The 12,295-nt window shown below is 63.9% G+C and carries 9 protein-coding genes; 2 read left to right on the forward strand and 7 right to left on the reverse strand.

What is annotated here, in order from left to right:
* The first annotated feature begins 323 nt into the window (after positions 1–323).
* The gene (locus BMW49_RS16555; protein WP_069520904.1) at positions 324–1,703 is read left to right on the forward strand and encodes an L-serine ammonia-lyase; all 1,380 of its coding nucleotides are present in this window, start codon (positions 324–326) and stop codon (positions 1,701–1,703) included.
* A 425-nt stretch (positions 1,704–2,128) separates the two neighbouring features.
* On the forward strand, positions 2,129–3,232 hold the full coding sequence (gene gbdR / locus BMW49_RS16560) for a choline metabolism transcriptional regulator GbdR (RefSeq protein WP_069520902.1): 1,104 nt from the start codon (positions 2,129–2,131) through the stop codon (positions 3,230–3,232).
* Positions 3,233–3,500: 268 nt separating this feature from the next.
* Here the strand turns inward: gbdR and BMW49_RS16565 are convergent, their stop codons facing one another.
* The 7 genes from BMW49_RS16565 to BMW49_RS16595 form a co-directional block, all read right to left on the reverse strand.
* Positions 3,501–3,746, reverse strand: a complete 246-nt coding sequence (locus tag BMW49_RS16565) for a hypothetical protein (RefSeq protein WP_069520900.1) — start codon at positions 3,744–3,746, stop codon at positions 3,501–3,503.
* A gap of 21 nt (positions 3,747–3,767) precedes the next feature.
* Positions 3,768–4,541 (reverse strand): electron transfer flavoprotein subunit beta, encoded by a 774-nt coding sequence (etfB, locus tag BMW49_RS16570; protein ID WP_069520899.1) that lies wholly within the window; start codon positions 4,539–4,541, stop codon positions 3,768–3,770.
* Between the two features lie 95 nt (positions 4,542–4,636).
* On the reverse strand, positions 4,637–5,860 hold the full coding sequence (gene etfA, locus BMW49_RS16575) for an electron transfer flavoprotein subunit alpha (protein WP_069520897.1): 1,224 nt from the start codon (positions 5,858–5,860) through the stop codon (positions 4,637–4,639).
* A gap of 130 nt (positions 5,861–5,990) precedes the next feature.
* Positions 5,991–7,943 (reverse strand): dimethylglycine demethylation protein DgcB, encoded by a 1,953-nt coding sequence (gene dgcB, locus BMW49_RS16580; protein WP_069520895.1) that lies wholly within the window; start codon positions 7,941–7,943, stop codon positions 5,991–5,993.
* A gap of 123 nt (positions 7,944–8,066) precedes the next feature.
* Positions 8,067–10,127: a dimethylglycine demethylation protein DgcA gene (gene dgcA, locus BMW49_RS16585; protein WP_069520893.1), complete on the reverse strand. Its 2,061-nt coding sequence runs from the start codon at positions 10,125–10,127 to the stop codon at positions 8,067–8,069.
* A 100-nt stretch (positions 10,128–10,227) separates the two neighbouring features.
* Positions 10,228–10,758, reverse strand: coding sequence for a DUF5943 domain-containing protein (locus BMW49_RS16590; protein WP_069520892.1), 531 nt, complete (start codon positions 10,756–10,758; stop codon positions 10,228–10,230).
* A 157-nt stretch (positions 10,759–10,915) separates the two neighbouring features.
* Positions 10,916–11,893 (reverse strand): dipeptidase, encoded by a 978-nt coding sequence (locus tag BMW49_RS16595; protein ID WP_069520890.1) that lies wholly within the window; start codon positions 11,891–11,893, stop codon positions 10,916–10,918.
* Between the last annotated feature and the right edge of the window lie 402 nt (positions 11,894–12,295).

The following is a 12,295-nucleotide window of genomic DNA, read 5'->3' on the forward strand; positions in this document are numbered from 1 at the left end:
GGCGAGGCGTCAGCGGCCGATCATGCCCAGCCTTGCGCGCGGCTGACTATCGAGTGGGTCGCAAGCTGAACGGTTTTGTCGTGGTGAGCGTCGGTATGCAGCCCGCTCAGTAGCCTGGGTTGAGCGCAGCGATACCCAGGAAAGATGCCCCGGGTGTCGCTGCGCTCGACCCAGGCTACGTTACAAGGCCGTTGTCGACCGCTGACGGCGTTGGGCATGAGTGAGTCGGTGTGGGGCCTGTGGGCGGCGTGAAAACCCTGATGATGCGTGCATAACGAGAGCCCGTGCGCGGGCCGGCATTCCCACCACATCAGGAGACCGTTGTGGCAATTAGCGTATTCGACTTGTTCAAGATCGGCATTGGTCCGTCCAGCTCCCACACCGTTGGCCCGATGCGCGCAGCGGCGTTGTTCGTCGGCGCATTGCGCGAGCGCCGTTTGCTGGAGCGCACCGCGCGGGTGCAAGTGCGCCTGTACGGCTCGCTGTCGGCCACGGGCGTGGGCCACGGCAGCGACCGCGCGGTGATCATGGGGCTGATGGGCGATTGGCCGGACCAGATCGATCCGGCCGAAATCGAGCCGCGTATTGCCCTGCTGCTCGAGCGCAATGAGCTGCTTCTGGGGGGCGAGCGGGCGCTACCCTTCGTCTGGGCACACGACATGCAACTGCTCGACGAGAACCTGCCCTACCACCCCAACGCCATGACCCTGGGCGCGTTCGGCGAGGGCGGCGAGCTGTTGCACGAGAACACCTATTACTCGGTCGGTGGTGGCTTTGTTGTGGACGCCGAGCAGGCCGCCACCGGCCAGCTGGATCAGGATCACACGCGTCTGCCGTACGACTTCGACAGCGCCGAGCAGCTGTTGCAGCTGTGTAAGGCCAATAACCTGCGTATCTCCGAGCTGATGATGGCCAACGAAAAGGCCTGGCGCAGCGAAGCGGAAATCCGCAGTGGCCTGATGCGCCTGTGGCAGGCGATGCGTGACTGCGTGGAGCAGGGCCTGAAGCACGAAGGCATCCTGCCCGGCGGGCTCAACGTCAAACGCCGCGCCGCCAAGCTGCACCGCAGCCTGCAGGAAATGAGCAAACCCAATGTGATCGGCTCGACCCTGAGCGGCATGGAGTGGGTCAACCTGTTCGCCCTGGCGGTGAACGAGGAAAACGCCGCCGGCGGACGCATGGTCACCGCGCCAACCAATGGCGCCGCTGGCATCATCCCGGCGGTGCTGCACTACTACGTGCGCTTCAGCCCGGCAGTGAGCGAGGCCAATGTGGTCGACTACCTGCTGGCGGCTGCGGCCATCGGTATTTTGTGCAAAAAGAACGCGTCCATCTCCGGAGCCGAAGTCGGTTGCCAGGGCGAGGTCGGCTCGGCCTGTGCCATGGCCGCGGCGGGGCTGGCTGAGATTCTGGGTGCCAGCCCTGGGCAGGTGGAGAATGCCGCCGAGATCGGCCTGGAGCACAACCTGGGGCTGACCTGCGATCCGGTCGGTGGGCTGGTTCAGGTGCCTTGTATCGAGCGCAACGCCATCGCGGCGGTGAAGGCGATCAACGCCGCGCAGATGGCCCTGCGCGGCGACGGTGAGCATTTCATCTCGCTGGATCGGGTGATCCGCACCATGCGCGACACCGGCGCCGATATGCACGACAAATACAAGGAAACCTCCCGCGGCGGTCTGGCGGTCAGCGCTATCGAGTGCTGAGTGAGTTGAACCGGTTTCGCTCACGCTGCCAGCTTTTGGTGCGCGGTTATTCCATGCCGGGCCGGTCGCCCTATTACCGCGTTGTGCGACCGGTGGTTCCCGCTGTGACCGCTCGTCCGTTACCGTCCAGTTTGGCACCGGTAGCGGGGGTTACAGGTGCCGAACAGGGCGGTGCTACCGAAATGCTCAGGTGCCCGTGGCGAGCGGTCCGCTGTCGCAAACAGAACACTTTCGTCGCCCTGGGGGTATGCAGCTGCGACGCGGCGCCCAGCCCTGCGACGGTTTTTGATTGAACGTCCAATCATTCTAGGCATGACCTTTGCGTTGGCATTGCTCACAGGCTGGGAGCGGTCGCTCACCAGCTCTAATAAAGGGGCCATAACTAAGGCTCCACACCGTGTATTGCCTAGCGTGAGGTTCCACCTATGTCGTCGTTCAATCAGGGCACCCAATCCCCGCAACGCGTCGTCCAGTCCATCGGTTTTCTGCTGTTGGACAACTTCACCCTGATTTCTCTGGCGTCGGCGGTCGAGCCGCTGCGTATGGCCAATCAGCTCTCGGGCAAGGAGCTGTACCGCTGGCACACCCTGACCCAGAGCGGCCTGCCGGTGTGCGCCAGTGACGGCCTGCAGATCACCCCGGACGCCAGCCTGGCCACTGCGCCGCAGCTCGATGCGGTGATTGTCTGCGGCGGTGTCGATATCCAGCACAGCGTCACCCGCGAACATATCCAGTGGCTGCAGAGCCAGGCGCGCCAGGGCCGTCAGCTCGGTGGTGTGTGCACCGGCAGCTGGGCGCTGGCCAAGGCGGGGCTGCTCGATGGCTACGATTGCAGCGTGCACTGGGAGTGCCTGGCCTCGATGCAGGAAGCCTTCCCGCGTGCGGCCATCACCACCCGGCTGTTCTCCATCGACCGCAACCGCCACACCAGCTCCGGCGGCACCGCGCCGATGGACATGATGCTCCACGTCATCGGCCGTGAGCATGGCCGCGAACTGGCGGCGGCGATCTCCGAGATGTTCATCTACGAACGCATCCGCAACGAGCAGGACCACCAGCGCGTGCCGCTCAAGCACATGCTCGGCACCAACCAGCCGAAGCTGCAGGAAATCGTCGCGCTGATGGAAGCCAACCTGGAAGAGCCGATCGACCTGGACCAGTTGGCGGTCTACGTCGACGTCTCGCGGCGCCAGCTCGAGCGCCTGTTCCAGAAGTACCTGCACTGCTCGCCGTCGCGCTACTACCTCAAACTGCGCCTGATCCGCGCGCGTCAGTTGCTCAAGCAGACCAGCATGTCGATCATCGAAGTGGCTTCGGTGTGCGGTTTCGTCTCCACCCCGCACTTCTCCAAGTGCTACCGCGAATACTTCGGCATCCCCCCGCGCGACGAGCGCGCCGGGCAGACCTCGAGCAACGTGGTCGCCTTGGTGCCGATGCCCGAAGACCTGATGCGCCCCTCCACCTCATCGGCCATGGCCGCGCTGACCCGCGCGCAGGGTGAGTCGACCTTTGCCAGCGTCAGGCTCTGACGGGGCCGCTGGGTGATGCGTAGGGTGGGTGGATAAAACATCATCCACCCTACGGTTGGCGGTTGATGTGCCGATTGTGCGGCGAATTTGGCGAATGCATTTATGGCACACCTGCGTAGGGTGGAAGACGCTGTTTTCTTCCACCATGACGGTGCGGGCGCTGGTGGATGGGTAAAGCGTCATCCACCCTACGGGCTGGCTTTTGTAGCCTGGGTCGAGCGCAGCGACACCCGGGAAGGTGCGCCGCGGTGTCGCGTTACCTTGCCTGTTAGCGCGGCACCAGCGCCGGCAACAAGGTACGCGAGATGGCTTCGCGCACGCTGGGCAGCAAGGTTGCGCTGCCGCCAAGCAGCTCTTCCACCAGGCGCCGCAGGGCCACTGCGCGCTCCGGGCACAGGCCGCTGACGGCCAGCTCGCAGGCGTGCTCGGCGGTTACCCCACTGGGAATACTCAGGCCAAGGGCCACGAGGCGTTCGCGCAGGTCATCCTGGTCGATCAAGTCGGCGTGCATCATGGCGTCATTCTCCTTGGCGGCTTAGCGCAGCACGCCTTCTTCGATTAGCAGGTTGAAGATAGCCTCGGCGCCGGCTTCTGGCGAGACATCCTTGAGCACCTGGCCACTGCCGCCGGCCGCTTTTGCAGTGGCTGCTTTCATGCGTTCGGCGCCGGTTTTCGCTTTGATTACCTTGAGGCGCTTGGGCCGTGGGCGGGCGGGCTGGAATTGCGCGGCTGTAAGCAGCGGGTCGGCCTGTGCCGCCGCTGGCAGCGCCTCCAAATTGCCACGCCGGGCCGGGCCGAAGGCACTCTGACGGGCCACTGGCGCAGCGTTGTCGACGCTGGCGAGAAACGGCAGGCGTACCCGCAGGCGGCGGCGCTGGCCGCGCGGGAGTGCTTGCAGCACCTGGGCAATGCCGTGGTCGACCTGTTCCACCTCGACCAGGCCGACCACCAGCGGCCAGCCCAGCCGCTCGGCCAGCAGGTAGGGCAGCATGCCGGAGCCTTCGCCGGTTTCCGCCTGGGTGCCGGTCAGCACCAACTGGGCGCCGCAGCCACTGAGGTAGTCGGCCAGTACGGGGAGGGCATCGTCTGCGGCGCTCTGTTGCAGCACACCCAACTCGCCCAACCCCATGCCCAGGTAGCTGCGCAGCGCCTCGGATTCGGCGTCGCCGGCGTGCAGCACCTGCAAGTGCTCACCGGCCAGGCGCAGGCCCAGCTCTACCGCCCGGGCATCCTGCTCGGCACGGCGTGGCCGCCCGGAGGTGGGGTGGGCACCGACCGAGACCAGCGTAATTACCTGCAAATTAGTCATGGCGCAGCTCCGTAGGGTGGAAGACGCTGTTTTCTTCCACCATGGCTGTGTGGGCGTTGGTGGATGGGTGAAGCGTCATCCACCCTACGGGTTGCTTAGGCTGCATCGCGGGCGCCTCCCTGACGGTGGGCGGCGACGCGCTTGATCAGCGCCTGCAGAATCGCCGCGGACTCGCCGATCACCGAGAGGTCGGCGCGCTTGATCATGTCGCAGGTCGGGTCAATGTTGATCGCCACCACCTTGTCGCAGGCACCGATGCCTTGCAGGTGCTGGATCGCCCCGCTGATGCCCACGGCCACATAGACCCGCGCGGTCACCCAGATGCCGGACGCGCCAACCTGGCGTTCGCGGCCCATAAAACCATCGTCCACCGCCACCCGCGAGGCACCTTCGGTGGCGCCCAGGGCGGCAGCAGCCTGGTGGAACAGCGCCCAGTCCTTCACGCCATTGCCGCCAGACAAAATAAATTCGGCCTCGGCCATGGGGATCTGCGCCGGATCGACCGCCACGGCACCGAGGTCCTGAATCCGTGGCAAGTGGCTGACCAGCGCTTCACTGAGCGCCAGCGGCCGCACTTCATGGCGGGTTTCGCTGACCGGCTCGGCGCATTCCACTGCTGCCAGTATCAGGCGTGGCGCTCGTTGCACCAGGTCTTCTCGCCCAGCACCGGCCCGCCCGCTGGCCATGCCATCGGCCACCTGCCAGACCCGCGTGGCTGGGCGCTCGCCAAGCTTGGCGGCCAGGCGCCGGCCCAGTTCGCCGCCACCGCTGCGGCTATCGGGCAGCAGCCAGTGGCGCGGTGCCAGTTGCCTTTCTACTGCGCCGAGGGCCAGCACCCGAGCCTCCGGGGCATAACCATCGAAAGCGTCATCGGCGAACTGCAGCAGGCGGTCAACGCCGTTGCAGTCGAAGGTGCTTTCCTTGTGTTCGCCAAAGATCACCGCCACCACTGCACCATCGCTACCAGCGAGCTTATGCGCCAGGCCGAGCAGGTCCTTGTCATGGGCGCTCAGGCGGCCGCCGACCATATCCGGCACCACGGCGATATAGAACGCCGGTTGCTCAATGACGTGCAGCGGTAACTGCACCACGGCACTGGCCGTCGAGCGCTTGGCTGCGCCGCCTTGCTGCGCGCCGGAGCGGTCGATACGTTTAACGCCATTGGGGCCGATAAAGCCCACCGCATGCGGGTTCTTGCGCAGCACCCCGGCGGCGCTAAGCCAGCTGGCCACGGCCGGTTGCGTGGCAGCATGCAGCGGATGCAGGCGATTGCGGGCGATCCACTCGGCGCGCGGGTCGCGGCGGATAAGGTCGCTCATGGGAGGGCCTCCATGATGGGGCGCTGGGTAGGAGCGAATGGGCGGCGTTCCCCTTTATTCGCGATGCTTTTTTTCGCGGATAAATCCGCTCCTACAAGGATCGTTGCTGCTTGCGGCTTAAGCGGATTCATCACAACACCTCCGCGGCTGCTTGTGACGCGGCTTTTACCGGCGGAGCCTGTTCGATCAATACATCGGCCACCAGCTCGGCAATATCCTTGACCTCCGGGCGCGGGCCGACCACGCCTTCGAGCATCGCCGTGCATTGTGGGCAACCCACGGCCACCAGTTCAGCGGCGGTTTCCTTGATATCGACCATGCGCATATCGGGGATGCGCTGCTTGCCAGGAATATCGGTGATCGGAGCACCGCCGCCACCGCCGCAGCAACGGGAGCGGAAGCCCGAACGCTGCATTTCCTTCACCTCGATACCGATGGCATTCAGCACATTGCGCGGTGCTTCGTACTCGCCGTTGTAGCGGCCCAAGTAGCAGGGGTCGTGGTAGGTGACCGAGCCGCCTTTGTGGGTGCCAAGGTTGAGTTTCTGGCCGCTGATCAGTTCATCCATATAGGTGCTGTGGTGCAGCACCTGGTAGCGGCCGCCCAGTTCGCCATATTCGTTTTTCAGCACATGGAAGCTGTGTGGGTCGCAGGTGACGATGCGTTTGAACTGGTACCTGGCCAGGGTGGCGATATTGCGCTTGGCCAGCAGCTGGAAGGTCGCTTCATCGCCCAGACGACGGGCCACGTCTCCGCTGTCGCGCTCTTCCAGGCCGAGCACGGCGAAGTCGACCTTGGCGGCTTTCAGCACTTTGACAAAGGCGCGCAGGGTGCGCTGGTTGCGCATATCGAAGGCACCATCGCCGACCCAGAACAGCACATCGACGCGTTGTTTGTCGCTCATCAACGGCAGATTCAAGTCCGCTGCCCAGTTCAGTCGCCCACCGGGGTTGAAGCCGCCGGGGTTGTCGGTGGCGATCAGGTTGTCCAGCACCTCGGCGCCCTTGTTCGGCGTCGCGCCTTTTTCCAGGGTCAGATGGCGGCGCATATCGACGATGGCATCGACGTGCTCGATCATCATCGGGCACTCCTCGACGCAGGCGCGGCAGGTGGTGCAGGACCACAACGTTTCGGCGTCGACCAGGGCTTTGCCATTCAGGTTGACGATGGGCAGGTGCGGGCCGCCGCTATGTTCGCCAATAGCTTTGCCTGGGTACGGTGAGCCGGCAAATTTGGCATCCGTACCGCCGGCCAGGCCGACCACCATGTCCTGGATTAGTTTTTTCGGGTTGAGCGGCTGGCCAGCGGCGAAGGCCGGGCAGGCCGCCTCGCATTTGCCGCACTGCACGCAGGCGTCGAAGCCGAGCAGCTGGTTCCAGGTGAAATCTGTGGGTTTCTCCACGCCTAGCGGGGCTTTAGGGTCAGCCAGATTCAGGGCTTTGAGGCCGGTGGATCGACCACCGCCAAAGCGTTCGCTACGGCGGTGCCAGGCCAGGTGCAGGGCGCCAGCAAAGGCATGCTTCATCGGCCCGCCCCAGGTCATGCCAAAGAACAGCTCGGACACACCCCAGGCCACGCCAATAGTCAGCAGCAGCGCGAGAAACCAGCCGCCAAAGTCTGCAGGCAGAACGCCGGCCACCGGCAAGGTGGCGATAAAGAAACTCACCGAGAACATCAGCAGGCTTTTCGGCAGACGCATCCACGGGCCTTTCGACAGCCGCGATGGCGGGTCGAGGCGGCGTTTGGCGACAAACAGCGCACCGACAAACATCAGCGCGGTGGCACCCAGCAGGGCGAAACCGAGAATGCGATTTTGCAGGCCAAACCCGTGCACCAGAATCGCCAACACGGCAGCTAGAACAAAGCCGCCGGCCGTGGCCACGTGAGTGTTGGCGATATATTTATCGCGGGCCACCACATGGTGCAGATCGACCATATAGCGCCGCGGCATGGCCAGCAGCCCGCCAAGCCAGTCGACCTGCGCCGGGCGGCCACGGCGCCACATCAGAAAGCGCTTCGCCGCGCCGATAACCGCAAGGGCCAGGGCAGCGAAGAGCAGGATGGGGAGTAGGGTGTTTAACATCGAGGACATCCTCAATCCCGAAGGTGGGGCTGGTGGGAGGGGCCGGGCGGCGTACCGCTTTAGCCGCGATGCTTTTCACCTTATCGCGGCTAAAGCCCCTCCCACATCGGTTCGGCGTTTAGGTCAGAAGTCCTTGCACAACCGCAGCGCGTCATAGATCGCCGCGTGAGTATTGCGCTGGGCTACGCAGTCGCCGATACGGAACAGCAGATAGCCGTCTCCCGCTTCGGCCAGACAGGGCTGCGGTTGGATGGCGAACAACGCTTCCACATCAATCTGGCCCTTGTTGCGCGAGCCTTCCTTGAGCGCGTAGTACAGGCGCTCATCGGGACGCACGCCGTTTTCCACCACCACCTGGTCGACCACCCGCTCTTCTTTCGCGCCGGTGTATTCGTTCTCCAGCACCGCCACCAGCTTGTCGCCTTCGCGGTAGACCTTTTCCAGCATCAGGTCGCCGGTCATGATCACTTCCTTGGGGTACAGGCTGCGGTAGTAGGTCGGGAAGCTGGTGCCGCCGATGGCCACGCCCGGCTTGATATCGTCGGTGACGATCTCCACTTTCGCGCCCTTCTCGGCGATAAAGTCGGCCACCGACATGCCAGTAAATTCGCAGATGGTGTCGTAGACCAGCACGTTATTGCCGGGGGCAACGGTGCCATCGAGGATGTCCCAGCTGCTCACCACCAGGCCTTCGGCCGCGCCCCAGTGCTCGTTCTGTTCGATAAAGGGATGGCCGCCGTTGGCCAGCACCACGATATCCGGGCGCAGGTCCATAATGCTCGCCTCGTCCGCACCGGTACCCAGGCGCAGGTCGATATTCAGGCGCGCCAGTTCCAGCTGGAACCAGCGGGTGATGCCGGCCATCTGGTCACGCTGCGGCGCTTTGGCGGCCAGGCTGATCTGCCCGCCGAGGCTGTCTTTTTTCTCAAAAAGCGTTACGTCGTGGCCACGCTCAGCGGCTACGCGCGCGGCTTCCATCCCGGCTGGGCCGCCGCCAACAATCACCACCTTACGTTTCGGCCCGCTGGTTTTTTCGATGATATGCGGCAGGCCCATATATTCGCGGCTGGTGGCGGCGTTCTGGATGCAGAGTACGTCCAGACCCTGGTACTGGCGGTCGATGCAGTAGTTGGCACCGACGCACTGCTTGATCTGGTCAACCTGGCCCATCTTGATCTTGGCGATCAGGTGCGGGTCGGCGATATGCGCGCGCGTCATGCCGACCATATCGACATAGCCGCCTTCGAGGATGCGCGTGGCCTGGTTTGGATCCTTGATGTTCTGTGCGTGCAGCACCGGTACCTTGACCACTTCCTTGATCCCGGCCGCCAGGTGCAGGAACGGCTCCGGCGGGTAGCTCATGTTGGGGATGACGTTGGCCAGGGTGTTGTGGGTGTCGCAACCCGAGCCGACCACGCCGAGAAAGTCGATCATGCCGGTGGCGTCGTAATAAGCCGCGATCTGCTTCATGTCCTCATGGGACAGGCCGTCCGGGTGGAACTCGTCGCCACAGATGCGCATGCCCACGCAGAAGTCATCGCCCACCTCGGCGCGCACGGCCTTGATCACTTCCAGGCCGAATTTCATCCGCCCCTCGAAGGTGCCGCCCCATTCGTCGGTGCGCTTGTTGACGCGCGGCGACCAGAACTGATCGATCATATGCTGGTGCACAGCCGAGAGTTCCACCCCGTCCAGCCCGCCTTCTTTGGCGCGGCGCGCAGCCTGGGCGTAGTTGCCGATCACCCGCCAGATTTCCTCGACCTCGATGGTCTTGCAGGTGGCGCGGTGCACCGGCTCACGGATGCCGGACGGCGACATCAGGGTTGGCCAGTGGAAGCCGTCCCAACGCGAGCGACGGCCCATATGGGTAATCTGGATCATGATCTTGGCGCCGTGCTTGTGCATGGCGTCGGCGAGATTCTGGAAGTGCGGGATGATGCGGTCGGTGGCCAGGTTGACCGAGCTCCACCACTGCTGCGGGCTGTCGATGGCCACCACCGAGGAGCCGCCGCAGATCGCCAGGCCGATGCCGCCCTTGGCCTTTTCTTCGTAATACTGCACGTAGCGCTCGGTGGTCATGCCGCCGTCGGTGGCGTAGACCTCGGCGTGCGCGGTGCTGAGCACGCGGTTGCGGATGGTCAGCTTGCCGATCTGGATCGGCTGGAACATTGCTTCGAAAGCCATTACGGCATCCTCACGGTAAACGGCCTAGCGGTCTCTGTGGGAGGCGCTTTAGCGGCGATGCTGTCGCGGCTAAAGCCCCTCCCACGGACGGTTGTTTTGATCAGAGTGGCTTCACCACAAACAGGCCATCGTCGTGGCCCTCTTCGGAACCGCCATAGACCTGCTCGGCCACGGTGCGCAGGGCGCTGCCCTGGGCCTGGAGAATCTGGTCCATGGCGCCGGCAAACCAGCCGGTGAACATGTAGTCGACCTTGCGCCCGCACTTGCCGTAGACATACACGAAGGCTGAATGCTTGAGCTTCACCGACGCAGTGCCAGCGGCCAGGTCGATGGCTTCGATCTCGAACAGCCCCCAGCCACGCTGCGACAGGCGCTTCATGTAGTGCTCGAACACCGCCACGCCGGACAGGCCATGGCACTCGGCCTCTTTCTCGCACCAGTGCCAGGCGGACTTGTAGCCGGCCTTGTAGAGAATCTCGGCATAGGCGTCGGCGCCGAGCACTTCCTCGATGCCTATGTGGTTGTTGACGAAGAAATGCCGCGGCACATAGAGCATCGGCAGGGCGTCGGTGGTCCAGACGCCGGTTTCGTCGTCGACCTGGATGGGCATTTCGGGTGCGTGAGTGGCCATGTGTTGAAACTCCAGAATCAGGTTATAGGTAGGGTGGATGGGGGCGCCTAGCTGGCGCTTCATCCATCCACCGCGCAGGTGGGCCTGCGAATGGGGCTTGGTGGATGAAAAAAGCGTCATCCACCCTACGGGTCGTGTTCGTTCGCGAGTGAGGGGCTTACTCGCCCCAGACGTCGGCCAGTACCCTTACCCAGTTCTCGCCCATGATCTTGCGCACCACGCGTTCGGGGTGGCCGCGTTTGAGCAGGGTCTCGGTGAGGTTGGGGAATTCGCCGACGGTGCGGATGCCCAGCGGGTTGATGATCTTGCCGAAGCTGGTCAGGCGGCGGGCGTAGCCCTTGTCGTGGGTCAGGTACTCGAAGAAGTCCTGGCCGTGGCCCTGGGTGAAGTCGGTGCCGATGCCGATGGCGTCTTCGCCAACGATATTCATCACGTACTCGATGGCTTCGGCGTAGTCGTCGATGGTCGAGTCGATGCCTTTGGCCAGGAAGGGCGCGAACATGGTCACGCCGACGAAGCCGCCGTGATCGGCGATAAATTTCAGCTCTTCATCGGACTTGTTGCGCGGGTGTTCTTTCAGGCCCGACGGCAGGCAGTGGGAGTAGGTGACGGGTTTTTTCGATTCGAGGATGACTTCCTCGGAGGTCTTGCTGCCGACGTGGGACAGGTCGCACATGACGCCGACACGGTTCATCTCGGCGACGATCTCGCGGCCGAAGCCGGACAACCCGCCGTCACGCTCGTAGCAGCCGGTGCCGACCAGGTTCTGGGTGTTGTAGCACATCTGCACGATACCCACGCCGAGCTGCTTGAACACCTCGACGTAGCCGATCTGATCCTCGAACGCATGGGCGTTCTGGAAGCCGAAGAGGATGCCAGTCTTGCCCTGCTCTTTAGCCTTGCGGATGTCGGCGGTGCTGCGCACCGGCATAACCAGGTCGCTGTTCTCTCGGATCAGCTTCTGGCTGGCGGCGATATTGTTCACCGTGGCCTGAAAGCCTTCCCATACCGACACGGTGCAGTTGGCCGCCGTCAGGCCGCCCTTGCGCATGTCCTCGAACAGTTCGCGGTTCCACTTGGCGATGATCAGCCCGTCAATGACGATGCTGTCGGCGTGCAATTCGGCTGGGCTCATCAGGCTTGTCCCCTATACGGATGCGCCGAATCGGTTGTCAGCGCTTTGGGGAGAGCTTATCCCTGGGGGGCAGGGCGACCCGGTGCAAAAGCGACTGAGGGTTTGCCGAAAGCGTCAAGCCGAGGTCGTGGACGGATAAGTCGCGTAGGGTGCGCCGCGCGCGCCGGGGCGCCGGGTCAACCGATTGCCCGGCGTCTCGCTTCGGAGGCGGAGCGTGGGGACGATCAATCAAGAAGGCTAGATGCCCCCTTCGCGCTTACAGGTATGCAACAGACCCTAGCCTGGGTCGAGCGAAGCGATACCCGGTGCACCCTTTCCCGGGTATCGCGCTGCTCAACCCAGGCTACCCAGCTTGCGCCACACTCAATAAAAAGCCCCCGCCAGGGCCAACTCCCGGCGGGG

It is taken from the genome of Pseudomonas cuatrocienegasensis (assembly GCF_900110925.1).
GTDB lineage: Bacteria > Pseudomonadota > Gammaproteobacteria > Pseudomonadales > Pseudomonadaceae > Aquipseudomonas > Aquipseudomonas cuatrocienegasensis.

What these genes read in the sequence shown, in the direction of transcription:
- gbdR (WP_069520902.1), top strand. Translation starts at nt 2,129, where the DNA reads ATGTCGTCGTTCAATCAGGGCACCCAATCCCCGCAACGCGTCGTCCAG.
- BMW49_RS16565 (WP_069520900.1), bottom strand. Translation starts at nt 3,746, where the DNA reads ATGATGCACGCCGACTTGATCGACCAGGATGACCTGCGCGAACGCCTC.
- etfB (WP_069520899.1), bottom strand. Translation starts at nt 4,541, where the DNA reads ATGACTAATTTGCAGGTAATTACGCTGGTCTCGGTCGGTGCCCACCCC.
- etfA (WP_069520897.1), bottom strand. Translation starts at nt 5,860, where the DNA reads ATGAGCGACCTTATCCGCCGCGACCCGCGCGCCGAGTGGATCGCCCGC.
- dgcB (WP_069520895.1), bottom strand. Translation starts at nt 7,943, where the DNA reads ATGTTAAACACCCTACTCCCCATCCTGCTCTTCGCTGCCCTGGCCCTT.
- dgcA (WP_069520893.1), bottom strand. Translation starts at nt 10,127, where the DNA reads ATGGCTTTCGAAGCAATGTTCCAGCCGATCCAGATCGGCAAGCTGACC.
- BMW49_RS16590 (WP_069520892.1), bottom strand. Translation starts at nt 10,758, where the DNA reads ATGGCCACTCACGCACCCGAAATGCCCATCCAGGTCGACGACGAAACC.
- BMW49_RS16595 (WP_069520890.1), bottom strand. Translation starts at nt 11,893, where the DNA reads ATGAGCCCAGCCGAATTGCACGCCGACAGCATCGTCATTGACGGGCTG.